The organism is Uniformispora flossi (assembly GCF_049534875.1).
Taxonomy (GTDB): Bacteria; Actinomycetota; Actinomycetes; order Streptomycetales; family Streptomycetaceae; genus Yinghuangia; species Yinghuangia aomiensis.
The window spans coordinates 72,229-98,218 of the sequence record NZ_JBMULZ010000011.1 but is presented as its reverse complement, the minus strand read 5'-3'; the positions used below and the strand labels follow the sequence as shown (position 1 = coordinate 98,218).

Genomic DNA, 25,990 nt, shown 5'->3' with positions numbered 1-25,990 from the left:
CGCGGCCCGTCCACAGCCTCGGGGGTCAGCTCCCGTTCACGCCCTTGGACACCCGCGCGCCCAGGTCCGGGTCCACGTTCGCCCAGTACTCGATGACCTTCGGCCGCAGTTCGTCGCTGACGGGGCCGTCGCTCGTCATGTGGTCGACGATGTTCGCGGCCAGGTGCTCGCGGTCGGTCTCGGACAGCACCTCGCGGTAGAGCGTGCCGGGCTGGCCGAAATCGTCGTCCTCGGCGTGCGGGCGGTAGGCGGAGCGCACGATCTCGCCGGTCACGCCGTAGCTCTCGTCGGCGAACAGCGAGGGGTCGGCGACCGGGCCGCCGTACGAGTTCGGCGCGTACACCGGGTCGCCGGGGTTGTCGTACCGCATGGCGCCGTCCTTGTTGTACGAGTGGACGGGCACGGCGGGCCGGTTGACCGGCAGCTGGAGGTAGTTCGCGCCGATGCGGTGGCGGTGCGTGTCCGGGTAGCTGAACAGCCGTCCCTGGAGCATCTTGTCGGGGCTGGCGGCGATGCCCGGGACGAAGTTCGCCGGTTCGAAGGCGGCCTGTTCGACTTCCGCGAAGTAGTTGTCCGGGTTGCGGTTGAGGGTCATGGTGCCGATGGGGATCGCCGGGTAGTCGCCGTGCGGCCAGACCTTGGTGAGGTCGAACGGGTTGAACCGGTAGTCGGCGGCGGCCTCGAACGGCATGATCTGCATTTCCAGCGTCCACGACGGGTGGTTGCCGGATTTGATCGCCTGGTGCAGGTCCCGGATGTGGTAGTCCCGGTCCTCCGCGGTCATGGCCGCGGCCTCGGAGCCGGTGAAGTTCTCGATGCCCTGGTCGGTCTTGAAGTGGTATTTGACCCAGAACTTCTCGCCGCCGCGGTTGATCCACATGAAGGTGTGGCTGCCGAAGCCGTGCATGTTGCGCCAGGTCTTCGGAGTGCCGCGGTCGCTCATCAGGAAGGTGACCTGGTGCGCGGAGGCGGGCGTCCCAGTCCAGAAGTCCCACTGCATGTTGTGGTCGTGCAGGTGGGTGTCGGCACGGCGCTTCTGCGAGTGGATGAAGTCGGAGAACTGGCTGGGGTCGCGGATGAAGAAGACCGGCGTGTTGTTGCCGACCAGGTCGTAATTGCCCTCCTGCGTATAGAACTTGATCGCGAAGCCGCGCGGGTCGCGGACCGTGTCGGGGAAGCCGAGCTCCCCGGCGACCGTGGAGAAGCGCAGGAACATCGGGGTTTCCCGGCCGGGCTGGAAGAGGTCGGCCTTGGTGTACTGGCTGACGTCCTCGGTGATCTTGAGGACGCCGTGTGCGGCGCCGCCCTTGGCGTGCACGACCCGCTCGGGGACGCGTTCGCGGTTGAACTGCGCCATCTTCTGGATCACGTAGTGATCCTGGAGCAGCAAGGGGCCGTTGGGGCCGACGGACTGGGAGAACTCGTCGCTCGGGGCGGCGATGCCGGCGTCGGTGGTGGTCGTGGGGCGATCGGTCATCGCGCTTGTCCTTTGGTGGGGCCTGCGCGGACTTCGGTCGAACCGAACGGAATCAGACCGATGTGTCCGGCTTGTCGGTAACCCCTTGCCCGAGGCACTCCGGGCACAATCCCCAGAACGTCACTTCCGCCTCGTCGACCGCGTATCCGCGGGTCGCGTCCGGCGTCAGGCACGGCGCCGCCCCCACCACGCAGTCCACGTCCTCCACCCGCCCGCAATTCCGGCACACGAGATGGTGGTGGTTGTCCCCGGTCCGGGCCTCGAAACGCGCCGGATGATCGGCGGGCACGATCCGCCGCGCCAGGCCCGCGCGGACCAGCGCGTGCAGCGTGTCGTACACCGCCTGCGTCGACACACTCCCCAGCCGCCCCCGGGCCGCACGCGCCAGCGCTTCCGCATCGCTGTGGGGGTGGGTGCGGATCAAGTCCAGGATCGTGGCGCGGGCAGCCGTCACGCGCAGCCCCGCCGCGCGGAGCTGAGCGGGAATGTCCTCTCGGTCCTCGGGGGACGGCCCGGCCATGGTTTCAAATATAGGAGGAATCTGGAGCAGTTCAAGATATGGGACATCGCCGGAAAGCAAATCCGCGTGACCGTCGACCGCGCCCGGAGGCCCGACCTGGGCGGCGAGGGCCGATTGCGCCGTCGGCGAACCCGACCGCCGCCCGGGAAGCTCTCCCGCCCGCGCCGCGTTCCCCCCATCACCACGCGTGTGCCCAGGGGGTTCCCATGACCGCACGGCCCATCGCCCACCGATCCGACTCGTCCGAGCCCGACGACCCGGCGCCCACGACGCCGCCGCCTCTCGCCGGTCCCGCCGACCCCGACGCCCCGGCTCTGGACGCCTATTCGCGGACCGTCTCCACCGTCGCCGCCCACCTCACACCGCGGGTGGCAGCCGTCCGCGTGTCCCTCCCCCGCGGCGAAGGCGCCGGATCCGCCGTCGTGTTCACCGGCGACGGGCTCCTCCTCACCAACGCCCACGTCGTCGGCCGCGCCCGCGGCGGCACCGCCGAGTTCGCCGACGGCACCGCGGCACCCTTCACCGTCGTCGGCGCCGACCGGCTCTCCGACCTCGCGGTGATCCGCGTCGCCGCCGACACCCCGGAGCCCGCCGTCCTCGGCGACGCCGACAAGCTCGTCGTCGGCCAACTCGTGGTCGCCGTCGGCAACCCGCTCGGCCTCGCCGGATCCGTGACCGCGGGCGTCGTCAGCGCTCTCGGGCGCTCCCTCCCCACCCGCAGCGGCAACGCCGCCCGCGTCGTGGAGGACGTCATCCAGACCGACGCCGCACTCAACCCCGGCAACTCCGGCGGTGCGCTCGCCGACTCGTCCGGGCGCGTCGTCGGCATCAACACCGCCGTCGCCGGAATCGGCATCGGTCTCGCCGTGCCGGTCAACGCCACCACCCGGCACATCGTCCAGGCCCTCATCGACGACGGCCGGGTCCGCCGCGCCTACCTCGGACTCGCCGTCACGCCCGCACCGCTGCCCGCCGACATCGCCCGCCGCACCGGACAGCAGCGCGGCCTCCGGATCGTCGAAGTCGTCCCCGGCAGCCCTGCCGACCACTCCGGACTGCACCGCAACGACCTCGTCCTCACCGTCGCCCGGGAACCCGTCGGCGACGCGCAGGGCCTGCAGCGCAGCATGTTCGCCAACGCGATCGGCGTGCCGCTCGCGATCACCGTGCTCCGCAACGGCGCCATGGTCGACGTCATCGCCGTCCCGGGCGAAGAGAACGGCTGACCAGCGGACGGCTCCCGCCGACCCAGCGCCGACTCAGCCCACCGGCGTGGCCGAGAACACCAGCCCCGACGCCGGCGCCACCAGACCCAGCCCCGGCTGCCCCTTCACCTGCGGCCCCGCGCCCAGGGCCCGGCCGCCCTGCCGGTTCACGAACACCACGCCGCCGCCGCGCGCCTGCGGCTGCCACTGCTGGCGCGCATCGCGACCGCAGTTGTCCTGCACCGCGTGCGCGTCCTTGCCGCCCCGAATGTCAAGGCACATGTTGCTCGACCGCGAGATCAGGTACACATTGCCGCCGCCCGCGTCCTGCACCGTCCACTGCTGATTCGTTTTGCCTGCGCCGGGCTGGAACAAGATGATCGGCGTGTTGTCGTCCCGGTCCGCGCCGTACACGTCCATCGCCTTGCCCCCGGCCGTCAGCGTGTAGACCTTGCCGCCGGTCAGCGCGGACTTGGTCGCGGTCGGCGTCGGCGACGCGGTGGCCGACGCGGACGTCGACGCCGGAGCGGACGTCGGAACGTCGCTCGGCGGGGCCGACGTCGGCGGGCCGGACGTCGCACTTGTGCTCGGCGTCGCCGCGGCCGACGAGGCACCCTTGCCTCCGCCGCCACCGCCCAGCACTCCGGTGATGCCGCCGACGAGAACGCCGATCACCGCGGTCGCGATCAGCGCCGCTATGACGATCCGACGAGACAGCATGGCCAGAACTCCTTCCGGACCGGCCCGGCGGCGGCCCCTCAGGGCGGACATACTCCCAGACCGGCCGCGGAACGCGGCAAGCGCCGTCGGGCCGAACAGCCCGACGGCGCTTGCCGTCCACCGGAAAACCCCGGGTCAGTGGCTCGACCCGGTGAACTTCAGACCGAGGATCGCCACCACCATCAGGGACAAGAAGAAGATCCGGGCCGCCGTCGCCGGCTCGCCCAGGACCAGAATGCCCAGCAGACCCGAACCGACCGCGCCGATGCCGACCCACACGCCGTACGCCGTACCGATCGGCAGCGACTTCGCGGCAATCGACAGCAACACCATGCTGCCGGCGATACCGGCAACGGTCAGCACACTGGGAACGAGACGGGTGAAACCCTCGGTGAACTTGAGGCCGATCGCCCACCCGACCTCGAGCAGACCGGCAATACCGAGCAGAACCCACGCCATGACGACACCTCACACGCGTCGTCGTCGTGGCCCGGTACGTCGCACTCGTCGGGAACAGGCCGCCCATCGGGCCCGTCCCCACCAGCCTCTCAAACGCCCCGAGACAGGCCAAACCCCCGGCCGGTGACCTCGGTCACCGAACCGGCGCAGACCGCCCCGCGGAACACCGCGGCGCCTCGGCGACGACGCAGAGGCCTCGGAGACCTCGGAGACCTCGGAGACCTCAGAGATACAGGCCGGTGGCCTCGCCGGAGCCCTCCACCCGCTCCGCCGCCACCGCATGCAGGTCGCGCTCGCGCAGCAGCACATACGCCACGCCGCGCACCTCCACCTCGGCACGGTCCTCCGGGTCGTACAGCACCCGGTCGCCCGCCTCGACGGTGCGCACGTTCTGGCCCACCGCGACGACCTCGGCCCACGCCAGCCGCTTGCCGACCTGCGCGGTCGCCGGGATAAGGATGCCGCCGCTCGACCGGCGATCCCCCTCGCCGGCGTCCTGCCGCACCAGGACGCGGTCGTGCAGCATGCGGATGGGGAGCTTCTCACCGAAGGCGGAAGACTGGGAAACGTCGGAACTCACGCATGAAACGTACCCGCCCCGGCGCCCGCGCGTGACACCAGGGCAACCAACCCGCGACCGATCCGCGCCATATGAACGAACGGCCGCCCCGGGAAAGCCCGAGACGACCGCCCGCACACGAAAAACCACCGCACCACCGCCGCAACACGGCCGCACCACTGCCGCAGTTCGGCGGCCGTGGCGGCGGTGAACCGCTACTTCTTCCGCTTCCCGCGCCGCTTCACCACGATCACCAGCGCCAGCACGCCCGCCACCCCGCCGACCACCGGCGCGATGCGGTCCATACGCGGCGCACCCGTGTCCGGGTCGACGAACTGCGCGCGGATCTGGTCCGCCGTCCGCTTCGCCACATTCGCCGGCTTCACCCGGTCGACCAGCTCGTCCAGCGTCACCGCGAGGTTCGCGCGCGCCCGCTCGATCTCCGCCTCGATCTGCTGCGGCGACCGCGGACCGGCCGGCGCCGCACCGTTCGCGCCCGAGCCGTTCGCCGGCTCGATCCGCGAATGCTCCGCCTGAGCCGTCACCGGCCGCCCCAGCGCCGCCCGGCCGGCCTTCTCCAGGTCCGCCGGGGAACGCTCCGCGCCGCCGTGCCCGTTCTCGCCCACAGCCCGTCCTCTCGCTCCCGCCGCGTCGCACACCGCGCGTTCTGCGCGTGTGCCCCCAAGTCAAGCAGGTATCCCCCCGGGCATGCCGCATCCGGGTGGTCTCAGCCGTGTTCCGCGTGCGGTTCGGACCCTGACGCCACCCCGGATTCAGCCCTGCCCGGCCGTGCTTCAGCCGGGGTGCCGGGCCGCGAACGCCCGCGGAGCGCAACGCTCGCAATCCGGCAGCGCATAGCCGTACGGCAGCTCCAGCCGGTGCGCCTCCCGCAGCTCGCGGTCGGCCAGCAGCTCGCGCGTCGGGCCATCCGCGGCGATCACCCCGCCGGACAGGATCAGCGCCCGCGGGCACAGCTCCAACGCATACGGCAGGTCATGCGTCACCATCAGCACGGTTACGTCCAGCCGCGCCAGGATCTCGGCCAGCTCCCGGCGGCTCGCCGGGTCCAGGTTCGACGACGGCTCGTCGAGCACCAGGATCTCCGGCCGCATCGCCAGCACCGTCGCCACCGCGACCCGGCGGCGCTGCCCGAAGCTCAAGTGGTGCGGCGGCCGGTCCGCAAACGCGGTCATGCCGACCTGCTCCAACGCCTCCGCGACGCGGGCGTCCAGCTCGGCGCCGCGCAGCCCCAGGTTCGCCGGGCCGAACGCGACGTCCTCGCGCACGGTCGGCATGAAAAGCTGGTCGTCGGGGTCCTGGAAGACGATCCCGACCCGCCGGCGGATCTCCTGCAGGTTCCGCTTGGCGACCTCCAGCCCGGCCACCCGCACCGTGCCCCGCCCGGTGCCGGTGTCCGCGGACAGGATGCCGTTGAGATGCATGACCAGCGTCGTCTTGCCCGCACCGTTCGGCCCGAGCAGCGCCACCCGCTCGCCGCGGCCGATCCGCAGGTCGACGCCGAACAGCGCCTGATGCCCGTCCGGGTACGCGAACGCGAGCCCCTCGACCTCCAGCGACGCGGGAACCGCCGCCGCCCCGCCGTCCTCGCGCGCCGCCGGAATCCCGTCAGTTTCGACCATGGCGTCCATCCTCACGCATGCACCAGCCAGGCCGCCGCACAGGCCAAGGCCGCGGCGGCCGGCAACGCCGCCGCCGCACCCCACTGGCCGGCGGACGCCCGGACGTCGACGATCACCGGCATCGTGCCCGTGTAGCCGCGGCTCAGCATCGCCAAGTGCACGCGCTCGCCCCGCTCGTACGAGCGGATGAACAACGCACCCGCCGACTTCGCCACCACCGGAAGCTGCCGCACATCCCGCGCCTGGAACCCGCGCGACTCCCGCGCCACCTTCATCCGCCCCATCTCCCCGGTGATCACACCCGAGTACCGGAGCATGAACTGCATGATCTGCACCAGCAATTGCGGCATCCGCAGCCGCTCCATGCCGAGCAGCAGATCCCGCAACTGCGTGGTCGCCGCCAGCAGGATCGACGCGACGACGCCCAGCGTGCCCTTCGCCAGGATGTTCCACGCACCGAGCAACCCGTTGTGACTGACCGTCAGCCCCAGGAACTCGGTCTTCTCCCCGCCCGCCAGAAACGGCAGCGCGACCGCGAACACCACGAACGGGACCTCGACCACCACCCGCCGCAGCACATACCCGGCCGGCACCCTGCCGACCACCGCCACGGCCGCCAGCAGCAGCGCGTACACCCCGAACGCCCAGAACCGCTCGCGCGGCGTCGCCACCACCGCGAACACGAACAGCACCACCGCGACGAGCTTGCACTGCGGCGGCAACCGGTGCAGCGGCGTATCGCCCGGCCGGTACAAGTCGTGCGCGTGCCCGGCGCCCATCAGACGACGCCGCCCCGACGCGGTCCCGCGCCCGTCATGCGGTGTCCGCCTGCGGCTCCTTCGGCGTGCCGCGCCGCTTCACCACCCAGAACACCCCGGTCCCGACCAGCAGCGTCCCCGCGACACCCAGCACGCCCGCCAGCCCGCCGGAGACGCGCTCGTTGTGCACGCCCTTCACCGAATAGTCGGCCAGCGGACCGTCCGCCATCTCGTGCGGCTTCTCCTTGGCATCGATGCCCTTGTCCGCGGCGACCTTCTCCAGCCCGTCCGGGCTCTGGCTCGCGTAGTAGCTGAACAGCCCGGCCAGCACGAGCGCGACCAGCGCACCCGCGATCAGCAGCGTCCTCGTCCGGACCTTCACATGCTTCACGATCGTCACCCGATCCTCCTCAAACCCGCGCCGCGGGGGCGGACTGCTCGGCGCCGGAGCGCAGTTCGAGCGTCCGGGCCAGCCCGCGCGCGCCGTACACCAGGTCGGGGCGCACCGCGAGCACACTCGACACCGTCGCGGCGGTGATGAGCGCCTCGCCGATGCCGATGAGCACATGGACGCCGATCATCGCGCCCGCGACCTTCGCGATCGGCACATCCGTCGTGCCGCCGATCGCATAGATCGCCGTGAACACCACCGCGCACACCGGCACCGACACCAGCGCGCCGACGAACCCGGCGGCCGACACCGACTTGCGGGTCTTCGGCAGCACCTTCACCAGCACCCGGAACAGGCCGTAGCCGACCACAGCCGTGGTGATGCCCATGACGGTGATGTTGACGCCGAGCGCGGTCAGCCCGCCGTCCGCGAAGAACACCGCCTGCATCAGCAGCACCACCGACATGCACAGCACACCGGTGTACGGGCCGACCAGGATCGCCGCGAGCGTCCCGCCGAGCAGATGCCCGCTGGTGCCGGACGCGACGGGGAAGTTCAGCATCTGCACGGCGAAGATGAACGCCGCGACCAGCCCGGCCAGCGGCGCGGTCCGTTCGTCGAGTTCCTTGCGCGCGCCGCGAAGGCTGATGCCGACGCCCGCGGCGGCGACCACGCCTGCGGCGACGGAGACGGGCGCGTTGATGAACCCATCGGGCACATGCATGGGGACCTCCCCCGAGAGAAGCGGCGGTGCGGACGTGTGGCTGGTGAGCCGTCCGATTTTATGGGTCATGCTCGCACTTGCAAAAGATGTGCAACAAGCCGACCCCACCACTCCGGCGCACGCCCGGCGCGTTGTTTGCCGTCGTCGGACCCCGCACCTAGCGTGGCGAGACGAACCCGCGGCCCCGCACCCCCACCGACCGGGCCCCTGCACCCGCCGCGCCGGCCGACCCGAAAACCGACCCGAAACCCACCGAAAACGAGGCCCCCGTGAGCGACCGACTCAACACCGGCGACACCGCCCCCGCCTTCACCCTCAAGGACGCCGACGGCAACGAGGTCTCCCTGGCCTCGCACCACGGCCGCAAGGTGATCGTGTACTTCTACCCCGCCGCCCTCACCCCCGGCTGCACCAAGCAGGCCTGCGACTTCACCGACAACCTCGCCCTCCTCGCCGACGCGGGCTACGACGTCCTCGGCATCTCCCCCGACAAGCCCGAAAAGCTCGGCAAGTTCCGCGACAAGGAATCCCTCAAGGTCACCCTCCTGTCCGACCCCGACAAGGCCACCCTCACCGCCTACGGCGCCTTCGGCGAGAAGACCATGTACGGCAAGAAGGTCACCGGCGTCATCCGCTCCACCTTCGTCGTCGACGAAGACGGCAAGATCGAACACGCCTGGTACAACGTCCGCGCCACGGGCCACGTCGCCAAGCTCCTGAAGGACCTGAAGATCGCCGCGTAGCAACGGAAAGGGCGCCCTGCCAGGCATGGGCGGGGCGCCCTTTCCCCGGTTCCTCGCCTGTGTCAGTTCAGCGAGCCAGGCGACGCAAGCCACTCGACCTGCTGGCCGGTGACCTTCGCGATCGTGTCGAAATCACGGTCGTAGTGCAGCACCGTCAACCGATGCCGCAGCGCCGTCACCGCCACCAGCAAATCGACCACACCGGCCGACCTGTGCGCACCCGCATCCAACAGATCACGCTGCAGACGCTGCGCCGACGACCAGCCGTCCTCTGGCACCACCTGCCACGCATACAACTGCTCGAACTGCTCGCGCATCTCCTGGAACTCCGAGCGCGACCGGGCAGAGAATTGCAGTTCCAACTCCGTCGGCGCACACATGGCCACCCGGCCCTGCCTGGCGGCCGAGTGCCAGTGGTCTTCGACCTTCGGCCGGAACATCCGCACCGCGGCGGACGAATCGATCAAGTAGCGGACCTCCCCGGACACTCAGGCCCCCGCTCGCCGCTCGCGGGCAGACGAGCCCTGCGCACCCGACGTCGGCTCGCCGAAGGCACCGCCCTCGGACATCTCCTGCAGCCGATCGAACGCTTCCGCCCGGCGCTCGGGCGTCACGGCAGCCCGCAGCAGCGCATAGATCGTGTCCTCGTCACGCGCGGTCCCGAACCGCTCCGCGGCCAAGTCGAGCAGACGCCGGTTCACCTTGATCGTGATCTCTTCGTCAGCCACGGCCATCTCCCGGATCGCGGGCGTGCATTCCCGCTCCAGCGTAGCCGCGCGCCCTTCCCCTGACGGTGCCATCAATCCCCTCCTCACCCCGGACACACCTCGCGCCCGGCGCCGTGCGCAACGAGCGGCCAACGCCCTGGTTACGATCTGACATTCAGTCAGAAAATAGCTCGATTCACCCGCGTGACTCGCACTGGTGTTCGTCGTTGAGTGGAGTGAGAGCGGGCTCATGGGGAGGCGCTCGGGGGAGGTTGAGGCATGGCCAGGTATTACAAGTACCCGCCGGAGCGGCTTGCGGAGGTCGCGGCCGAGGCGTCCAGCATGAACGACGTGCTGACACGGCTCGGCTTGCCGCAGCTGGGCGGGTACCACACGCACATCAGCCGGCAGATCCGGAAGTTCGGCATCGACATCAGCCACTTCGGCACAGCCAAGTACGCGGGCGGGAAGCGCAGCATCGACCCGGAAGTGTTCCGCCGGGCCGTCGCCGAATCGCAGTCCATCGCCGCCGTCGCCCGCGCGCTCGGCATGTCCCGGAGCGGCTCCAGCAGCCGTCAGATCCACGCCTGGTCGGTCGAGCACGACGTCGACCTCGGCAAGATGCCCGGGCAGGGCCACAGCCGCGGGAAGTCACTGCCCCGGCGGACTGCGCAGGATTTGCTGCAGCACCGCCCGGAGAGCGTCAAGCGCGCCAACGTCGCCCTGCTCCGCCGAGCCCTGTCCGACATCGGGCGTCCCTACCACTGCACGATCTGCGGCGTCGGTGAGGCTTGGAACGGCCGTCCCCTGATCCTCGAAGTCGACCACATCAGCGGCGACTGGCGGGACAACCGCGCGGAGAACCTCCGCTATCTATGCCCTAACTGCCACAGCCAGACGGATTCGTTCTGCGGAAGGAATCGCGCGGCCAACGTCGCCGCACGCCAACGCCGTTAAGATGAGGCTCGCAGTTCCCCGGGCAGCCGTCCGGGGAATTACGAGACGCGGCCGTGGTGAAATTGGCGATACACGCGGGGTTTAGGTCCCCGTCCCTGCGGGGTTGTGGGTTCGAGTCCCACCGGCCGCACCGCGTTGAGAGCGCCCCCGGGTTCCGGACGGCGCTCTTCGCGTATCCCGGTCGAGCCCCGTCCGGCTACGTCACCGTCATCGAGATCGTGTGCCACCCCGTCGCCCCGTCCGGGCCCACGCCGACCTCTTCGTCGGTTTGGACGTAGCCCGTCTTGTCCGTCGCGCGGATGCGGATGCGGTGGGGGCCCGGTTTGGCGTCCCAGTACCAGACGAACTGGCGCCAGGTGTCGACGGTGTCTTCGGCGGCGAGTTCGGCCTGCTGCCAGGGCTCGTCGTCGATCTGGACTTCCACGGCGGCGATGCCCTTGTGCTGGGCCCAGGCCACGCCCGCGACGGGGATGCGGCCGCGCGGCACCTTGGCCATGTTCTTGGGGGTGTCGATACGGGACTCGGTTTTGACGGGGCCTTGGGCCGCCCAGCCGCGCGGGACCCAGTACGCGTCGTAGTCGGCGAACGTCGTCGCCTCGATCTCGACGATCCACTTGCATGCCGACACGTAGCCGTACAGCCCCGGCACCACCATCCGCACCGGGAATCCGTGCACGATCGGCAGCGGCTCGCCGTTCATGCCGACCGCCAGCATCGCGTCGCGTCCGTCCATCACCACCGCGGTCGGCGTGCCGATCGTCATGCCGTCCGAGGAGCGGGACACGAGCTGGTCGGCGTCCGGGTGGACACCCGCCTCGCGCAGCAGGTCGGCGAGCGGGATGCCCTGCCACCGCGCGGTGCCGATGTACGGTCCGCCGACGTCGTTGGAGACGCAGCACAGGGTGATGTCCCGCTCGATCGTCGGTCGGGCGGTGAGCTGGGCGAAGTCGATCTCGATTTCTCGGTCGACCTTGCCGTGGATGCGCAACTTCCAGTCCTCGGCGCGGATTTCCGGGACGACGAGGGCTGTGTCGATGCGGTAGAAGTCGCGGTTGGGCGTGATGTGGGTGCTGACCCCGGGGATGCCGAGTTCGGTGCTCGCGGGCGGCTTGGACGCGGGGGCCGCGGGCTGCGGCAGCACGACGCGGGAGCGGGATTTGCTGACGTCGAACCGTACGTCCTGGAGCCACCGGCCGACCCCGGCCAGCACGACCCCGGCGCCGATCGCCCCGCCGACCAGCGTCCGTCGCCGCGGCCCGGTGGCGGTGACAGCGGCGGCAGGGGTAGCGGCGGCGGCCTCGGATTCCCCGTCGGCCGGCGCGGTCGCGGTCCGCCGCCCGAACACCAGCCCCGGCCGCGTCAACATCACCAGTGCCACCGCGCCCACGGCTGCTCCCACCAGGGCCGGGATGACGTCTGTGCCTTTCTCCGCAGGCCGTGACAGGGCGGCCGCGACGGTGACGGCCCCCAGAATGCCGACCCCGAGCAGCCCGGCCCACAGCCACCGGCGTGCGACCACCCCGATGATCGCGGCGAACACCGCGAGCAGCACGCCGACGCCTATGCGCAGCACCAGCTTGTCGTCGGTGCCGAACTGCCGGATGGCCCATTCCTTGAGGTCGCGCGGTGTCCGGTCGATGACGGATTGGCCGACGGTGACCAGGGGCGCGGCTTCGCGGCGGACGAATGCGGCGGTGAACTCCGCGGCGGCGACCGCGAGGCCGCCCGCCACCAGACCGTTGAGCGCGGCGGCGCCGTGGGTGCGCAGCAGGCGCCCTCCGGCCGGAGACATGGGCACGCGGCTCCCCCTCACAGACGCGGAACGTGGTGCCTCACATCATCGCCGCGCCCGCCGCAAAAAGCCCGACCCCGAAGACTACGAACCCGTGACGTCCCGGTGGGGATGTGCGACGGGACGGCCGCGCGGGCGGCGCATCACGGCTCGCAAGCGGCCGCTTTTCGCGCGGGTCGAGCAGACGCGCCGCTGCCACCGGCCGGAAAGCCGAAACGGTCGGCGTCGGCCGTCACAGGGCCGGGCGGCCTGCCGACCAGCCGACCGGTGCAGCTCGTCGGTCCGCGGTCGGCGGGTCGGCCGGGCGGTGAGTGGCCGCCAGAGGCGCTCCGCGGGACGGCAAATCCGCTGCATGGCAAGGCGGGTCAGGCCTTCGGTGGTCGTTGGGCGGGATGCCGGAACCGGCGGCTGCCCTGCGCTCAGTCGGCCGTCTCGCCTGGCGACCGGCAATGACTGCGTGCTCGCGTGCCTGGCGGCACCCGGCCCCGGTTCGGCAGCGCACGCCCTTCGCGCAGCCCGAGGGATGGTCCCGACCGCGTTCGCCGTCGATGGTCCCGATGGCATTCGCCGTCAGCGCCGCCGCGACAGCCGCGGTCATCGGCATGCGCACCCGCGGCCTCCGCGAATTCACCGAAGCTCAGGCCTTGGAGGGAGCCGAAGCGGCAGCCCGGGGGCACTTCGGACGCGGCCTGAGCCGGCCCCGAAACCGCCGCCGCACCGACCCGTCGGCCGGTGCCTCCGCCCCGCCGCGAGGTTCGCGCGGCAGGACCATCCCAGCCGGCGGAGCCACGGCGCGCCGGCCGTCTGTCCGCCCGGCCGCCCTGGCGGCCCCGACGGCGCCCGGTGCCGACCGCCCCCCGACGAAACCCTCTACCTCCGCCCCACCAGTTCCTCCACCACCGGCACGATCGCTCGAAATGCCTTGCCCCGGTGGCTGATGGCGTTTTTTTCGTCCGGGGTGAGTTCGGCGGTGGTGCGGGTGTCGCCGTCGACCTGGAGGATCGGGTCGTAGCCGAAGCCGTTGGTGCCGCGGGGGGCGGTGGTGAGGGAGCCGTTGAGGCGGCCTTCGACGACGCGTTCGGTGCCGTCGGGGAGGGCGAGGGCGGCGGCGCAGGCGAAGTGGGCGGTGCGGTGTTCGGGGGCGATGTCGGAGAGCTGGGCGAGGAGCAGGTCGAGGTTGGCGCGGTCGTCGCCGTGGCGGCCGGCCCAGCGGGCGGAGAAGATGCCGGGCATGCCGTTGAGGGCTTCGACGCAGAGGCCGGAGTCGTCGGCGATGGCGGGCAGGCCGGTGGCCTTGGCGACGGCGTGGGCCTTGAGGAGGGCGTTGGCGGCGAATGTCAGGCCGGTCTCGGGGACGTCGGCGACGTCGGGGAACTCGGTGACGCCGACGAGTTCGACGTCGAGGCCGGCGGCTTTGAAGATCTGCTGGAGTTCGGTGACTTTGTGGGCGTTGCGGGTGGCGAGTACGAGACGGCTCATGTCCGGCAGCCTACGCATCGAGGCGGGGCGGGTAGGTGCCCCGCCCCGCCTCGTCCGCAAACCGGTCGCGGTCCGTCACAGCCGCGCAAAAGCTGCCGTGTAGAAGCAGCCGTGCAAATCAGTCGGCAAGAACAGCCGCACTGAAAGCGGCAGCCGGCGCCTCAGCTGGTGCACGCGCTCCCGATGGCCTTGGCGCTCGAGCTGAGCAGGCCCAGGACGTCGGGCGACGGCGTTTCCTTGTTGGCGATCTGCCGGCTGAGGGTGTCGACCTGGCCGATCATGTCGTTGATGGCGTTCTTGACGTCCTGCGAGTCGATGTCGCTCGCGGCGTTGGTGAGCGTCTTGCTCATGTGCTGGAGGGCGTCGGAGGCGGCGTCGGGGTCGTTGATGACGTTCTGCAGGCTGCTGACGTCGTTGGCGAGCTGCTGGCCGAGTTTGACGCAGTCGATCGCCTTCTGGGCCTCGGAGCACGCGGTGGCCGTGAACAGGGCGGCGGCGATGGCGACGGCGGCGACGCTCGTACGCACGGCGCGGTGGGCACGGAACATGACGCTCCTTGGTGGGATCCGGTGCGGAATGTGGGCGGACACGCCTGACTGGTGATCAGAAGGTAGCGGAGCGCAGCCCGAGCCGTCCGGTGCGGTGGCGGATTCCGCGCACGGCGGTTGCAGCCTCGTGACACCCGCAACCGCCGCGTTATCCGCAGTCGGGGCGAACCGCCCCGGTTGTCCGGAAGATCCCGAAAGGAGGGACCGGGGGCGTCAGCGGGCGGTTTCCTCCAGCGCGATCTGCTGAAGCAGCGTCAGTTCGGCGCATCCGGCGGCGCCCAGGTCGATGAGCCGGTTGAGCAGGTCGCGGTCGAACGGCTCGCCTTCGGCGGTGCCTTGGACCTCGACGAAGCGGCCGTCGCCGGTGCAGACGATGTTCATGTCGGTTTCCGCGCGGACGTCTTCCTCGTACGGGAGGTCGAGCATCGGCACGCCGTCGATGATGCCGACGCTGACCGCGGCGACCGATCCGGTGAGCGGTTCGGCCTTGGCCTTGACGAGCTTGTTGCGCTGCGCCCAGGCGACGGCGTCGGCGAGGGCCACGTAGGCGCCGGTGATGGCCGCGGTGCGGGTGCCGCCGTCGGCCTGGAGGACGTCGCAGTCGAGCTGGATGGTGGTTTCGCCGAGGGCCTTGTAGTCGACGACGGCGCGCAGCGAGCGGCCGATGAGGCGGGAGATCTCGTGGGTGCGTCCGCCGATGCGGCCCTTGACGGCTTCGCGGTCGCCGCGGGTGTGGGTGGCGCGCGGGAGCATGGCGTACTCGGCGGTGACCCAGCCGAGGCCGCTGCCCTTGCGCCAGCGCGGGACGCCTTCGGTGACGCTGGCCGCGACGAGGACGCGGGTGCGGCCGAATTCGACGAGGACGGAGCCCTCGGCGTGGTCGAGCCATCCGCGGTGGAAGGCGATGGGGCGGAGCTGTTCGGGGGTTCGGCCGTCTGCACGTGACATGGCTTCAGCCTATGCCGCGGGCACGCGGGAACCGTTCGCGAGCCGTCCGGGCGCCACGGTGCGCCCCGCCCCGGGGGGCGCCCGTGTCGGTGTCACACCTCGTATACGGCGCCGGGCACGGCGAGTTCGGCGGGCCCGGAGTAAGCCTTGCGGGCGTCGTCGAGGTTGCGTTCGCCGTCGGTCCACGGGGGGATGTGGGTGAGGACGAGCCGCCGGGTTCCGGCGCGTTCGGCGTGTTCGCCGGCTTCGCGGCCGTTGAGGTGGACGTCGGGGAAGGTGTCGCGGCCGTCGGTGAACGACGCTTCGCACAGCAGCAGGTCGCTGTCGGTGGCCAGGTGGACGAGGGTTTCGCTTTCCGCGGTGTCGCCGGAGTAGACGAGGGAGCTGCCGCCGGCTTCGAGGCGGAAGCCGAAGGATTCGACGGGGTGGTTGACGTGTCCGGCGGTGATGCGGAACGGGCCGATCTCGAAGACGCCGGGGTCGATGGTGCGGAAGTCGAAGGCTTCGGTCAGGCCGGGTTCGCCGGGTATGTCGTAGGCGCGGGCGAGCCGGTCGGCGGTGCCTGCGGGTCCCCAGACGGGCATCCGCGGGAGGCGGCCTTCGGGGTGGTAGTTGCGGTAGACGTAGAAGCCGCACAGGTCGAGGCAGTGGTCGGCGTGCAGGTGGGACAGCACCACGGCGTCGATATCGGCGAGGTCGGTGTGGTGCTGGACGCTGCCGAGGGCGCCGTTGCCGAGGTCGAGGAGGATGCGGACGCCGTCGGCCTCGACGAGGTAGCACGAGCACGCGGCGTGCGGGCCGGGGTAACTGCCCGAGCAGCCCGCGACGGTGAGCTTCATACGGTCGCCCCCAGGGTGTCGACGTGGGTGAGTTCCGGCCCGAGGAACCGGCGGCCGATCTCCCGGAACTGGCTGGGGTTGCCGGTGGTGAGGAAGCGGTGCTCGGGTTCGGGGCGGGCGGTGTCGCGCATGAGCCGGTTGGCGGCGAGGACGCGGTAGACGTCCTTGGCCGTTTCCTCGCTGCTGGTGATGAGGGTGACGTTCTCGCCCATCACGTAGCTGAGGACACCGGTCAGCAGCGGGTAGTGCGTGCAGCCGAGGATGAGGGTGTCGACGTCGGCGGCGACGAGCGGTTCGAGGTATTCGTCGGCGGCTTTGAGGAGTTCGTCGCCGCCGGTGACGCCCGCTTCGACGAATTCGACGAAGCGCGGGCAGGCCTGGGTGGTGACGGTGATGTGCGGGGCCGCGGCGAACGCGTCCTCGTAGGCCATCGACTGCTTGGTGGCGGCGGTGGAGATGACGCCGACGTTGTTGTTGCGGGTGGCGGCCGCGGCGCGCCGGGTGGCGGGGTGGATCACCTCGATGACGGGTACGTCGTAGCGTTCGCGGGCGTCGCGGAGCATCGCGGAGCTGGCGCTGTTGCAGGCGATGACGAGGGCTTTGACGCCTTGGTCGACGAGCCGGTCGAGGCATTCGAGGGCGTACGCACGGACCTGGGCGATGGGGCGCGGTCCGTAGGGCTGCCGCGCGGTGTCGCCCAGGTACAGGATCGGCTCGTGCGGAAGCTGGTCGAGGACCGCACGGGCGACCGTCAGGCCGCCGAAAGAACTGTCGAAGATGCCGATGGGTGCGTCGCCGAGGTCTGCCACATACAGGAGGGTACGTTCCGCCCCGGCCGATCTCCGGAGGGCTCACCCTGCTTGTGTTGCGAATCACCACGGGACCGCGCGCGAAGGCCCCCGCCGGTCTGGTTCCGGCGGGGGATGCACGCTATTCGGTTGTCGTCCGCCCGAGACGGCGGCGCCGGCGCGGGTCAGGCCCAGAGTTGGCCGTGCAGCCGTTCGATGGCTTCCTCGGTGGTCGCCGCGGTGTAGATGCCGGTGGACAGGTACTTCCATCCGCCGTCGGCGACGACGAAGGCGATGTCGGCGCGCTCGCCGGCCTTGACCGCCTTGCGGGCCACGCCGAGGGCGGCGTGCAGTGCGGCGCCGGTCGACACGCCCGCGAAGATGCCCTCGTGTTCGAGGAGTTCGCGGGTGCGGCGGACGGCGTCGTGGGAGCCGACGGAGAACCGGGTGGTCAGCACGTCGGCGTCGTACAGCTCGGGGATGAAGCCTTCGTCGAGGTTGCGCAGCCCGTAGACGACGTCGTCGTAGCGGGGCTCGGCGGCGACGATCTGTACGCCGGGGACCTTTTCGCGCAGGTACCGGCCGACGCCCATGAGGGTCCCGGTGGTGCCGAGCCCGGCCACGAAGTGGGTGATCGTGGGCAGGTCTTCGAGGAGTTCGGGGCCGGTGGTGGTGTAGTGCGCGTCCGGGTTGGCCGGGTTGCCGTACTGGTAGAGCATGACCCAGTCGGGGTGCTCGGCGGAGAGTTCCTTGGCGACCCGGACGGCGGTGTTGGAGCCGCCGGCGGCCGGCGAGGAGATGATCTCGGCGCCCCACATGCGCAGGAGTTCGCGGCGTTCCTCGGAGGTGTTCTCCGGCATGACGCAGACGATCTTGTAGCCCTTGAGGCGGGCGGCCATGGCGAGGGAGATGCCGGTGTTGCCGCTGGTCGGCTCGAGGATGGTGCAGCCGGGGGTGAGCAGGCCGTCGCGTTCGGCGGCTTCGATCATGTGCAGCGCGGGGCGGTCCTTGACCGACCCGGTGGGGTTGCGGTCCTCCAGTTTCGCCCAGACGCGGACGTCGGGCGACGGCGACAGGCGCGGAAGGCCGACCAGCGGGGTGCGGCCTACCGCGTCGATCAGGGAGTCGTAACGCATGATCAGGCGCCGCCGGCCACGGCGGGGAGGATGGTCACGGTGTCGCCGTCGTCCAGCGCGGAGCCGATCCCGTCGATGAAGCGCACGTCCTCGTCGTTGAGGTAGACGTTGACGAAGCGACGCAGCTCGCCGCTTTCCTCGATGAGGCGGTTGCGGATGCCGGCGTGCCGGGACTCCAGGTCGTCGATCAGCTCGGTGATCGTCTTCCCGTTGCCCTCGACGGCCTTCGCGCCGCCGGTGTAGTCGCGCAGGATGGTCGGGATGCGGACCTCGATGGCCATGGGGCGCTCCAAGAATGCGGGTTGCGTGCTGCAGGCGGGAGCGCGCTCCCGGGCGTTCCGGGGGCGCGGGGTGCTGGGGGGCGGGACCGGTGACCGGGGCCGCGGGCCGGGGTCGGTCCGGGGCGGCGGCGGGGTCAGCCCGCGGGCAAGGCGCGACACAGCGCGCTGGACAGCCGGCACAGGTCGACGTGCAGGCGGGCGACGAGCAGCGCGCCGGGGGCGGTGCCCGGGCCCGTGCTCGTCATGTCCATGCCTGCGTAACGCATATCGTCATGCTAGCCATTCCGCGGGCCGAGCCCCGACGGTCTCTCGCATGTCGGAACATGGTGTTCCGGCATATGAGATCCCGACGAGGTCCACGGTGGGGCGTTCGGGACGAATCAGTACGCGTCGACCACGTTGACGTCTTCTTCGGTGATGACCCCGTCCACGATCCGGTACGACCGGAACTCGTAGGGGCCGTCGTCGTTGCCGGTCTCGCGGGTGGAGACGAGGACGTAGTGCGCGTTCGGCTCGGACGCGTAGGCGACGTCGGTCCGCGACGGGTAGGCCTCGGTCGCGGTGTGCGAGTGGTAGATCACCACGGGTACCTCGTCGCGGTCGTCCATCTCGCGGTAGAGCGCGAGCAGGTCGCCGGAGTCGAACTCGTAGAACGTGGGCGACCGGGCCGCGTTGAGCATCGGGATGTAGCGCTCGGGGCGGTCGCTGCCTTCCGGCCCGGCGACCACGCCGCAGGCTTCGTCCGGGTGGTCGGCGCGGGCGTGCGCGACGATCGCGTCGCGCAGTTCGGTGGTGATCGTCAGCATGCTCGAAGGTTACGCATACCGGTGGGGGTTTGTGCGGGCAGGGGCGGGCAGGGCCTTCTGCGGCGTTTGCGTCAGGGCAGCAGGGCCTCGACGAGGGATTCCTGGAGCACGCCGAGCCAGTGGTAGACGGCGAGGACGGCCAGGCGCGGGTCGTCCGGGTCGAGGCTCTCCGCGTACAGGTCGAGGTCCTCGGTGACGCCGAGGTTGGTGCCGAGCGCGAGCCGCAGGTCGTTGAGGGCGCCGAGCCAGGCCTGCGCGTGCGGTTCGTCGAGGACGACGCGGGCGCCGGGGCCGGCCGCGGCGATGTCGGCGCGCACCGTGCGGGCGTTGTCGACCTTGCGCAGCCGCAGGTCGTTCTCGGTGTAGCGGCGGAACTCGGCGGACGCGGCGGCGTCGTCGCGGTAGGCGTCGGGCAGCAGCCGGGCGAGGACCGGGTCCTCGGGCGCGGCGGGCGGCGGGGCCTGCTCGGCGCCGTCGAGGCCGCCCCAGTCGAGGCCGTCGAGGCCGAGTTCGCGGGCGAGCGGGTCGGTGGAGGCGGGGCGCCCGTCGTCGGGTTTGGGTTCGACGAGTTCGATCACCTGGCGGCACAGGTCCGCGAGGAGTTCCCCGTGCATCTCGTCGAGGACGATCTCCGGTCGTCCCGCGCGGCCGCGGACGAATTGGCCGGTCATTCGCCGTTCACCGTTCCCCTGTCACCGTGCTGCTGCCACTGTTCCGCTGTCACTTTTTCGGTGTCTTTTCGGTGCCACTGCTCTGGTGCCACTGCTCCGGTGCCACTGCTCCGGTGTCGCCGTGCCGGTGCCACCGCTTGCCGCCGCCCCGCTGCGCGGGTCACTTGTCGTGCTGGAGCGTGGCCCACAGACCGAAGCCGTGCATGGCGGTGGTGTCGCGCTCCATCTCCTCGCGCGTCCCGGACGCGACGACGGCGCGGCCCTTGTTGTGGACGTCGAGCATGAGCTTCTCGGCCTTCTTCTTGGGATAGCCGAAGTAGCTCTGGAACACGTACGTCACGTACGACATGAGGTTGATCGGATCGTTCCAGACGATGCAGACCCAGGGCGTATCGGCCTGGACGTCTTCGTCCGACTCCGGTTTCTCGACCTCGATGGGCGCGACGCTCATGGGTTCCATGCTCCCATCCGGCGAAGGGTGGGGCGAACCCGGTCCCGGGGTGCGCGCGGGGCTGCCGGGCAGGGTGCGGGGCCCCCTGTGGGGCAGGGTGCGGGGCGGGGTGCGGCAAACCCTCCGGAAAGCCCCACCCCCATAATCGTCACTCTGACGAGTAGTGGTGCTATCCTCGCTGGCATGAACGCGATGGGCACTCCCGCCGGCGCCGTTGCGGCCGGCACCGCGCTGTTGACCGACCACTACGAACTCACCATGGTCGAGGCCGCGCTGCGCAGCGGCGCCGCGCACCGCCGCTCGGTGTTCGAGGTGTTCGGCCGCCGCCTGCCGCACGGCCGGCGGTACGGCGTGGTGGCCGGCATCGGCCGCCTCCTCGACGCGATCGAGGCGTTCCGTTTCGACGACGCCACGCTCCGCTACCTGGCCGACCGCAAGGTGGTCGACCGGACGACCCTCGACTGGCTGGCCGACTACCGGTTCGGCGGCGACGTCTACGGCTATCCGGAAGGCGAGTGCTGGTTCCCCGGCTCGCCGATCGTGGTGGTCGAGGGCACGTTCGCGGAGGCGGTGCTGCTGGAGACGCTGGTGCTGTCGGTGCTCAACCACGACTGCGCGGTCGCCGCGGCGGCGTCCCGCATGACGTCGGCGGCGGCGGGGCGGCCGTGCATCGAGATGGGATCGCGGCGCACCCACGAGCAGGCGGCGGTCGCGGCGGCGCGCGCGGCGTATGTGGCGGGCTTCGCCAGCACGTCCAACCTGCGGGCGGGTGAGGCGTACGGCATTCCGACGCTCGGGACCAGCGCGCACGCGTTCACCCTGCTGCACGACAACGAACGCGAGGCGTTCGAGGCGCAGATCGCGGCGCTCGGCAAGAACACGACGCTGCTGGTGGACACCTACGACGTGACGTCCGCGGTGCGGACCGCGGTCGAGCTGGCCGGGCCGGAACTCGGCGCGGTGCGGCTGGACTCCGGCGACCTGCTGCTGCTCGCGCACCGGGTGCGGCGGCAGCTGGACGAGCTGGGCGCGGACCGCACGAAGATCGTGGTGACGAGCGACCTGGACGAGTACGCGATCGCGGCGCTGCGGGCGGCCCCGGTGGACGCCTACGGGGTGGGCACGCAGCTGGTCACCGGCAGCGGGCACCCGACGGCGTCCCTGGTCTACAAGCTGGTGGCGCGTGCGGCGACCTCCGATGCGGACGCCCCGCTGGCGTCGGTGGCGAAGCGGTCTCCGGGCAAGCCGAGCCACGGCGGCCGCAAGACCGCGCTCCGGGCCTACGACGCGGACGGCATCGCCGAGGCGGAGGTGCTGCGGACCGGCGGGCGCGGCGAGGTCGGGCCGGAACTGCGGGAGCTGCTGGTGCCGTTGATCATCGGCGGCGAGGTGGTCGGACGCGAGCCGCTGGAGAAGTCCCGCGAACGGCACCTGCGGGCGAGGGCGGAGCTGCCGCTGTCGGCCACGCAGCTGTCCCGGGGTGAGCCGGTGCTGGCGACGGTGTACGAGTAGGGGCCGAGGGGTAGTCGGGGGCTGGTGCGCGGGCGGTCGACGCGCACCGGCCCGGGCAGGTGGGCGGCAAGGCCGAAGACGTCGAGGAGGCGGGTGTCATGACCCGGGCATTGATCGTCGTGGATGTGCAGAACGACTTCTGCGAGGGCGGCAGTCTCGCGGTCGCGGGGGGCGCGGACGTCGCCGCGGCGATCCGCGCGCACGTCGCGGGCAACGCGGCGGAGCAACCGCCGGACCCGGTGCACGCGGGCGGGGCGCCGGCGTACGCGCACATCGTCGCGACGCGCGACCACCACGTCGACCCGGGCGCGCACTTCGCCGCGGAGCCGGACTACGTGGACACGTGGCCGGTGCACTGCGTGGCGGGGACGCCGGGGGCGGACTTCCACCCGGCGTTCGCGCCCGTGGTCGCGGAGGGCCGCATCGAGGCGGTCTTCGCGAAGGGCGCGCACGCGGCCGCGTACAGCGGCTTCGAGGGCGCCGATGCCGACGGCACCGGCCTGGCCGCGTGGCTGCACGGCCGCGGCGTGACCGAGGTCGACGTGGTCGGCATCGCCACCGACCACTGCGTCCGCGCGACGGCCTTGGACGCGGCCGGCGAGGGTTTCGCAACCCGGGTGCTTCTCGGCCTGACCGCGGGTGTGGCCGCCGACACCACGGCCCGCACGCTGGACGAACTGCGGGCCGCGGGGGTGGACCTGGAGGGCGAGCCGGTCGTCCGGTGAGCCCGGACGGGAGTCATCCCCGTCCCGTCGGCTCCACCGTCACCCGCACGGCGTCGCCCTTCCGCGCCGCGGACTGCACCTCGACCCGCACTCCCACCCCCGGCAGTTTGACCCCCGCCAGCGGGGCCCGCGACGACCAGTAGTCCGGGGCCTTGTCGTCGAACACCGGCTGCCCCGGCCTCGGGGCCAGAGCCGTCCGGGCCCCGGGGTCGCCGACCGACACCGGGTCGGTCGTGTCGCCGGGCAGGCCGAATGCCGCGTCGTACATCTGGATCCGGGCCCGTACCGGCGCCCCGCCGGCGAGCAGCGGTGCCGGGTGGGCGTCGACCGGCAGGATCAGGCCCTGGCCCGGGTGGGCGACGACGTCGTTGTCGGCCGTCCCGGTGTCCCACAGCCACACGAGCACGCCGGGCCCGTACGGGAAGTAGTCCGACTCGCCGGCCCCCGCCTGCCCGTCGTAGGGCCCGGTCCGCAAGGCCGCGTCGGTGCCCGTGTACTGCCGGTTCTCCACGATGTACCAGCGCGGTTTGCCGCCCGCCCGTTTCGGCTGCAGCGGGATCAGCACGGCCTGCGGGTCGCCGATCGACTGGAGTGGTGCGACCATCAGCGACGTCGTCGTGCCCGGGTCGGCGACCATCCAGTCGAGCCAGCCGAGCTGGATGCGGTCCCATGCGGACAGCGAGCCGGGTGAACTCCCCACCCCGTCGCGTCCGTTGCTGAGGTATCCGGCGATGCTCATCAGTGACCAGAAGGCCACCGGGGAGCCGCTGAGCCCGTCCTTCCGGTCGTACAGGTCGGGCAGGCCGAGGTCGTGTCCGAACTCGTGGGCGATGGTGCCGAGTCCGCCGTTCTCCGACTGGATCGTGTAGTCGCCCGCCCACAGGCCGCTGCGGCCGATCCGGGTGCCGCCGGCGAGGTGTCCGGGCGGGCCGGTGCGGCCGGCGCCGTCGCTGAAGGCGTACCAGCGGTGCGACCAGATCGCGTTGTTGCGCGACGCGCCGCCGCCGGCCGCCTTGTCGACGCCGGCTTTCACGATCTCCAGATGGTCGATGTAGCCGTCCGGCTGGTCGAACTTGCCGTTGGCGTCGTGGTCGTCGCGGTCCCACAGGTCGAACTGGCGCAGATAGTCGTCGATCTGCTTCTCGGACTTCCCCGCGGCGACCTGCCCGTCGTACCAGGTGTCGAGCGCGTCGCGCACCAGGTCCCAGACGTTCGTGCACACCGTCGCGCCGCACGCTTCGGAGCCGTAGCGGGCCTCGTTCCACGGCACCCGCACCCAGTCCGCCACCGCGCCTTCGACGCTCATCCGCCCGGATGACTGCGCGCGGTAGTGCGTGGCGAGCGACCCTCCCGCGCTGCCGTCGCCAAGGAACAGGTTCTGGAAGTAGCCGCGGTCGAAGTGCGGAACCCAGATGGTGTCGGTGTCGACCTGGCGGTCGGGCTGCGGGATCTGGTCGTGCCGCGGTCCGGGCACGCCTTGCGGCTGCCCCGACCCGGCGGGATCGAGAGGCCCCGGGTCCCCGCCCCGGTACAGCTTGTCGCCGAACTCCACGAGGATCACGAACACCCGGGCCACCGACGGTGGCCGCAACTGCACCTTCGGCCCCTGCGGGAGCTGCACGGTGTCGGGGGCGCGGTGCGGGCCCACGCCCGCGCTCTGGGAGGCGGTGACGACGGACGTGACGGCCGCGTCCCGCCGGGTGCGGCGTTCTTCGCTGTACGGCCCCGGCAGATCGTCGCCCGGCGCCTGTCCGGCGGCGGCCGGAGCCACCGACCGGGCCCGCCCGTCCCAATACGCGCGGGTCCCCGCCGGATCCGGCCCGGACGGCCCCGGATCGGCGAGCCCGGGTCCGGCCAGCAGCAGGCACGCGAGCCCGGCGACCCCGGACGCCGCGGCGGTCCGGCGGACGGCCGACCGGCGCAGGAAAGCGCGGCGCGGCCCGTGGTCCCCGTGCGGGTCGGGCGAGTGGTGATCGGCCATGGCTGCTCCGGGAGTTCGTCATCGGCTGGGCGGCCCCCGGACCGCGTGGAACTACTCCCCCGGACGGACGCGGCGAACGGCGCGCCGCAGTACCGTGAATCGCAGGGCCGGGCGCGAAGGACCCGGCGGAGGCGGGGAGGTGAGCCGGTCGTGAACCGACTCGACATCACCCATCTGTCGTTCGGAGCGTTGGCTGCGGTCACGGCGACCGCGCTGTTCCTCGTCCTGTCGGGGACGCGTTCCGTGGGCGGGGCGGCCGTGGCAGCGGCGCTGGGGATTGCGCTGGGCACCGCGACGACGGTGTTCGCGGCGCGGCACGGAGCCGCGGGCCGGGCACCGGTTCCGGTGCCGCGGCGGGCTCCGCGGCCGGGCCGCCGCGGGTAGTCCACCCGGCAGCACGGCGGACGGCGAAGGCGAAGTGCGGCAGGCCGGGCGGGATTTCCCGTCCGGCGCGCCGCATGTGACGCATCGCCCGCTCCTCGGTCGTGGGGCCGCGCGGCGGATCAGATCCGGATCACGGTGGTGTGGGCGGACTTGTCGTGCAGGCATTGCTGCCACGGCTGGTCCCACAGGTGCCACAGGCAGTTGACGACGAAGAACACGAATCCGATGCACGGCGCGATCAGCGGCAGCGCGAACACGCCCGCGCGCGTCCAGGCGGGCGAGCCCTGCACGGAGCCGCCGTCGGCGACCCGGACGACCTTGATCTTGGTGGCCATCTTGCCGAGGGTCTGGCCGTTGTTGTTGAGCATGAAGCCCTCGTACAGGAAGTACAGGACGGTCGCGACGGCGCCCGCGGCCCATTCCTTGCCGAAGTTCACGTTGTCGGTGTCGGTGCCGACGAACGCGAACCCGATGGCGCAGCTGAACGCCAGGTAGACGAGGAAGTCGACGCACCGCGCGAGGAACCGCCGCCCGCTGCCGCCCAGGACGGGTCCGCCTTGGTAGTCGTAGCCGCCGGGCGGGGGCGGCATCTGGCCGTACGGCTGCTGCCCGTACGGCGGCTCCTGCCCGTAGGGCCCCGGCGGCGGCTGCTGACCGTAGGGCCCGGGCGGCGGCTGCTGCCCGTACGGGGGCTCCCCGCCGGGCGGCTGCTGCCCGTACGGCGGTTCCTGCCCGGGCGGGGGCGGTTCGCTGCTGCTCATGCGATCAGTAAAGCGACAGTTATGACTA

The 25,990-nt window shown here is 71.5% G+C and carries 30 protein-coding genes, 1 tRNA gene and 1 pseudogene; 7 read left to right on the top strand and 25 right to left on the bottom strand.

Annotated features, from left to right (window positions below; all coding sequences use genetic code 11):
• Positions 1 to 25: 25 nt before the first annotated feature.
• Together ACPA54_RS23585 and ACPA54_RS23580 are read right to left on the bottom strand one after the other, a co-directional pair.
• A complete protein-coding gene (locus tag ACPA54_RS23585) occupies positions 26 to 1,477 on the bottom strand; it encodes a catalase (RefSeq protein WP_423532804.1) in 1,452 nt (483 codons plus the stop codon).
• Positions 1,478 to 1,529: 52 nt separating this feature from the next.
• The gene (locus tag ACPA54_RS23580) at positions 1,530 to 1,997 is read right to left on the bottom strand and encodes a Fur family transcriptional regulator (protein ID WP_423532803.1); all 468 of its coding nucleotides are present in this window, start codon (positions 1,995 to 1,997) and stop codon (positions 1,530 to 1,532) included.
• A gap of 206 nt (positions 1,998 to 2,203) precedes the next feature.
• Between ACPA54_RS23580 and ACPA54_RS23575 the strand changes: the two genes are divergently transcribed.
• Positions 2,204 to 3,223: a S1C family serine protease gene (locus tag ACPA54_RS23575; protein ID WP_423532801.1), complete on the top strand. Its 1,020-nt coding sequence runs from the start codon at positions 2,204 to 2,206 to the stop codon at positions 3,221 to 3,223.
• Positions 3,224 to 3,256: 33 nt separating this feature from the next.
• On the opposite strand, the gene ACPA54_RS23570 is transcribed toward ACPA54_RS23575, so the two are convergent.
• The 7 genes and pseudogenes from ACPA54_RS23570 to ACPA54_RS23540 all read right to left on the bottom strand — a co-directional run bounded on the left by ACPA54_RS23570 (position 3,257) and on the right by ACPA54_RS23540 (position 8,453).
• Entirely contained in the window at positions 3,257 to 3,922 is a 666-nt protein-coding gene (locus ACPA54_RS23570) for an RICIN domain-containing protein (RefSeq protein WP_423532799.1), read from the bottom strand.
• Positions 3,923 to 4,057: 135 nt separating this feature from the next.
• Complete coding sequence (gene sugE, locus ACPA54_RS23565) at positions 4,058 to 4,381, bottom strand: quaternary ammonium compound efflux SMR transporter SugE (RefSeq protein WP_423532797.1); 324 nt, start codon at positions 4,379 to 4,381, stop codon at positions 4,058 to 4,060.
• 223 nt (positions 4,382 to 4,604) lie between these two features.
• Positions 4,605 to 4,907, bottom strand: a complete 303-nt coding sequence (locus ACPA54_RS23560) for a GroES family chaperonin (RefSeq protein WP_423533065.1) — start codon at positions 4,905 to 4,907, stop codon at positions 4,605 to 4,607.
• Between the two features lie 248 nt (positions 4,908 to 5,155).
• A complete protein-coding gene (locus tag ACPA54_RS23555) occupies positions 5,156 to 5,566 on the bottom strand; it encodes a DUF3618 domain-containing protein (protein WP_345678916.1) in 411 nt (136 codons plus the stop codon).
• Between the two features lie 168 nt (positions 5,567 to 5,734).
• The gene (locus ACPA54_RS23550; protein ID WP_423532795.1) at positions 5,735 to 6,580 is read right to left on the bottom strand and encodes an energy-coupling factor ABC transporter ATP-binding protein; all 846 of its coding nucleotides are present in this window, start codon (positions 6,578 to 6,580) and stop codon (positions 5,735 to 5,737) included.
• Positions 6,581 to 6,591: 11 nt separating this feature from the next.
• Positions 6,592 to 7,359, bottom strand: a complete 768-nt coding sequence (gene cbiQ, locus ACPA54_RS23545) for a cobalt ECF transporter T component CbiQ (protein WP_423532793.1) — start codon at positions 7,357 to 7,359, stop codon at positions 6,592 to 6,594.
• 34 nt (positions 7,360 to 7,393) lie between these two features.
• Positions 7,394 to 8,453 (bottom strand): annotated as a pseudogene (locus tag ACPA54_RS23540) (energy-coupling factor ABC transporter permease).
• A gap of 269 nt (positions 8,454 to 8,722) precedes the next feature.
• Between ACPA54_RS23540 and bcp the strand changes: the two are divergent.
• Positions 8,723 to 9,196 carry a thioredoxin-dependent thiol peroxidase gene (bcp, locus tag ACPA54_RS23535; protein WP_423532791.1) on the top strand — a complete coding sequence of 158 codons (474 nt, stop codon included), beginning with the start codon at positions 8,723 to 8,725 and terminating at the stop codon, positions 9,194 to 9,196.
• A 62-nt stretch (positions 9,197 to 9,258) separates the two neighbouring features.
• On the opposite strand, the gene ACPA54_RS23530 is transcribed toward bcp, so the two are convergent.
• Both ACPA54_RS23530 and ACPA54_RS23525 read right to left on the bottom strand, forming a co-directional pair.
• On the bottom strand, positions 9,259 to 9,663 hold the full coding sequence (locus ACPA54_RS23530; protein WP_423532789.1) for a PIN domain nuclease: 405 nt from the start codon (positions 9,661 to 9,663) through the stop codon (positions 9,259 to 9,261).
• Between the two features lie 21 nt (positions 9,664 to 9,684).
• Positions 9,685 to 9,924, bottom strand: a complete 240-nt coding sequence (locus ACPA54_RS23525) for a hypothetical protein (RefSeq protein WP_423532787.1) — start codon at positions 9,922 to 9,924, stop codon at positions 9,685 to 9,687.
• 258 nt (positions 9,925 to 10,182) lie between these two features.
• Here ACPA54_RS23525 and ACPA54_RS23520 point away from each other — a divergent pair, with 258 nt between their 5' ends.
• Together ACPA54_RS23520 and ACPA54_RS23515 are read left to right on the top strand one after the other, a co-directional pair.
• Positions 10,183 to 10,860 carry an HNH endonuclease signature motif containing protein gene (locus tag ACPA54_RS23520; protein WP_423532785.1) on the top strand — a complete coding sequence of 226 codons (678 nt, stop codon included), beginning with the start codon at positions 10,183 to 10,185 and terminating at the stop codon, positions 10,858 to 10,860.
• A 47-nt stretch (positions 10,861 to 10,907) separates the two neighbouring features.
• Positions 10,908 to 10,990, top strand: a tRNA-Leu gene (locus tag ACPA54_RS23515).
• 66 nt (positions 10,991 to 11,056) lie between these two features.
• Here the strand turns inward: ACPA54_RS23515 and ACPA54_RS23510 are convergent.
• The 12 genes from ACPA54_RS23510 to clpS form a co-directional block, all read right to left on the bottom strand.
• Complete coding sequence (locus tag ACPA54_RS23510; RefSeq protein ID WP_423533063.1) at positions 11,057 to 12,652, bottom strand: molybdopterin-dependent oxidoreductase; 1,596 nt, start codon at positions 12,650 to 12,652, stop codon at positions 11,057 to 11,059.
• A gap of 870 nt (positions 12,653 to 13,522) precedes the next feature.
• On the bottom strand, positions 13,523 to 14,131 hold the full coding sequence (locus ACPA54_RS23505) for an XTP/dITP diphosphatase (protein WP_423532783.1): 609 nt from the start codon (positions 14,129 to 14,131) through the stop codon (positions 13,523 to 13,525).
• A gap of 161 nt (positions 14,132 to 14,292) precedes the next feature.
• Complete coding sequence (locus tag ACPA54_RS23500) at positions 14,293 to 14,679, bottom strand: hypothetical protein (protein WP_345681183.1); 387 nt, start codon at positions 14,677 to 14,679, stop codon at positions 14,293 to 14,295.
• Positions 14,680 to 14,892: 213 nt separating this feature from the next.
• On the bottom strand, positions 14,893 to 15,627 hold the full coding sequence (gene rph / locus ACPA54_RS23495; protein WP_345681184.1) for a ribonuclease PH: 735 nt from the start codon (positions 15,625 to 15,627) through the stop codon (positions 14,893 to 14,895).
• Positions 15,628 to 15,719: 92 nt separating this feature from the next.
• Positions 15,720 to 16,466, bottom strand: a complete 747-nt coding sequence (locus ACPA54_RS23490; RefSeq protein WP_423532780.1) for an MBL fold metallo-hydrolase — start codon at positions 16,464 to 16,466, stop codon at positions 15,720 to 15,722.
• The gene (murI, locus tag ACPA54_RS23485) at positions 16,463 to 17,275 is read right to left on the bottom strand and encodes a glutamate racemase (protein WP_423532778.1); all 813 of its coding nucleotides are present in this window, start codon (positions 17,273 to 17,275) and stop codon (positions 16,463 to 16,465) included. The genes ACPA54_RS23490 and murI overlap by 4 nt, the downstream gene beginning before the upstream one ends.
• A 164-nt stretch (positions 17,276 to 17,439) precedes the next feature.
• Positions 17,440 to 18,390 (bottom strand): PLP-dependent cysteine synthase family protein, encoded by a 951-nt coding sequence (locus tag ACPA54_RS23480; RefSeq protein WP_423532776.1) that lies wholly within the window; start codon positions 18,388 to 18,390, stop codon positions 17,440 to 17,442.
• A gap of 2 nt (positions 18,391 to 18,392) precedes the next feature.
• Positions 18,393 to 18,671, bottom strand: coding sequence for a MoaD family protein (locus ACPA54_RS23475; protein WP_345681188.1), 279 nt, complete (start codon positions 18,669 to 18,671; stop codon positions 18,393 to 18,395).
• Between the two features lie 134 nt (positions 18,672 to 18,805).
• Positions 18,806 to 18,916 (bottom strand): putative leader peptide, encoded by a 111-nt coding sequence (locus ACPA54_RS23470; protein ID WP_423533061.1) that lies wholly within the window; start codon positions 18,914 to 18,916, stop codon positions 18,806 to 18,808.
• Positions 18,917 to 19,051: 135 nt separating this feature from the next.
• The gene (locus ACPA54_RS23465) at positions 19,052 to 19,477 is read right to left on the bottom strand and encodes a M67 family metallopeptidase (RefSeq protein WP_345681189.1); all 426 of its coding nucleotides are present in this window, start codon (positions 19,475 to 19,477) and stop codon (positions 19,052 to 19,054) included.
• Between the two features lie 71 nt (positions 19,478 to 19,548).
• Positions 19,549 to 20,148: a DUF2017 domain-containing protein gene (locus ACPA54_RS23460; protein ID WP_423532774.1), complete on the bottom strand. Its 600-nt coding sequence runs from the start codon at positions 20,146 to 20,148 to the stop codon at positions 19,549 to 19,551.
• 160 nt (positions 20,149 to 20,308) lie between these two features.
• Positions 20,309 to 20,599: an ATP-dependent Clp protease adapter ClpS gene (gene clpS / locus ACPA54_RS23455; protein ID WP_345681191.1), complete on the bottom strand. Its 291-nt coding sequence runs from the start codon at positions 20,597 to 20,599 to the stop codon at positions 20,309 to 20,311.
• A 183-nt stretch (positions 20,600 to 20,782) separates the two neighbouring features.
• On the opposite strand from clpS, the gene ACPA54_RS23450 reads away from it, so the two are divergent.
• Both ACPA54_RS23450 and ACPA54_RS23445 read left to right on the top strand, forming a co-directional pair.
• A complete protein-coding gene (locus ACPA54_RS23450; RefSeq protein WP_423532771.1) occupies positions 20,783 to 22,111 on the top strand; it encodes a nicotinate phosphoribosyltransferase in 1,329 nt (442 codons plus the stop codon).
• A 98-nt stretch (positions 22,112 to 22,209) separates the two neighbouring features.
• Complete coding sequence (locus tag ACPA54_RS23445; RefSeq protein WP_423532769.1) at positions 22,210 to 22,836, top strand: isochorismatase family protein; 627 nt, start codon at positions 22,210 to 22,212, stop codon at positions 22,834 to 22,836.
• 13 nt (positions 22,837 to 22,849) lie between these two features.
• Here the strand turns inward: ACPA54_RS23445 and ACPA54_RS23440 are convergent, their stop codons facing one another.
• Positions 22,850 to 24,817 carry an immune inhibitor A domain-containing protein gene (locus ACPA54_RS23440; protein WP_423532767.1) on the bottom strand — a complete coding sequence of 656 codons (1,968 nt, stop codon included), beginning with the start codon at positions 24,815 to 24,817 and terminating at the stop codon, positions 22,850 to 22,852.
• A gap of 150 nt (positions 24,818 to 24,967) precedes the next feature.
• Here ACPA54_RS23440 and ACPA54_RS23435 point away from each other — a divergent pair, with 150 nt between their 5' ends.
• Entirely contained in the window at positions 24,968 to 25,201 is a 234-nt protein-coding gene (locus tag ACPA54_RS23435; protein ID WP_345681195.1) for a hypothetical protein, read from the top strand.
• A 119-nt stretch (positions 25,202 to 25,320) separates the two neighbouring features.
• Here ACPA54_RS23435 and ACPA54_RS23430 read toward each other — a convergent pair whose 3' ends face one another.
• Complete coding sequence (locus tag ACPA54_RS23430; protein ID WP_423532765.1) at positions 25,321 to 25,962, bottom strand: RDD family protein; 642 nt, start codon at positions 25,960 to 25,962, stop codon at positions 25,321 to 25,323.
• Positions 25,963 to 25,990: the final 28 nt, after the last annotated feature.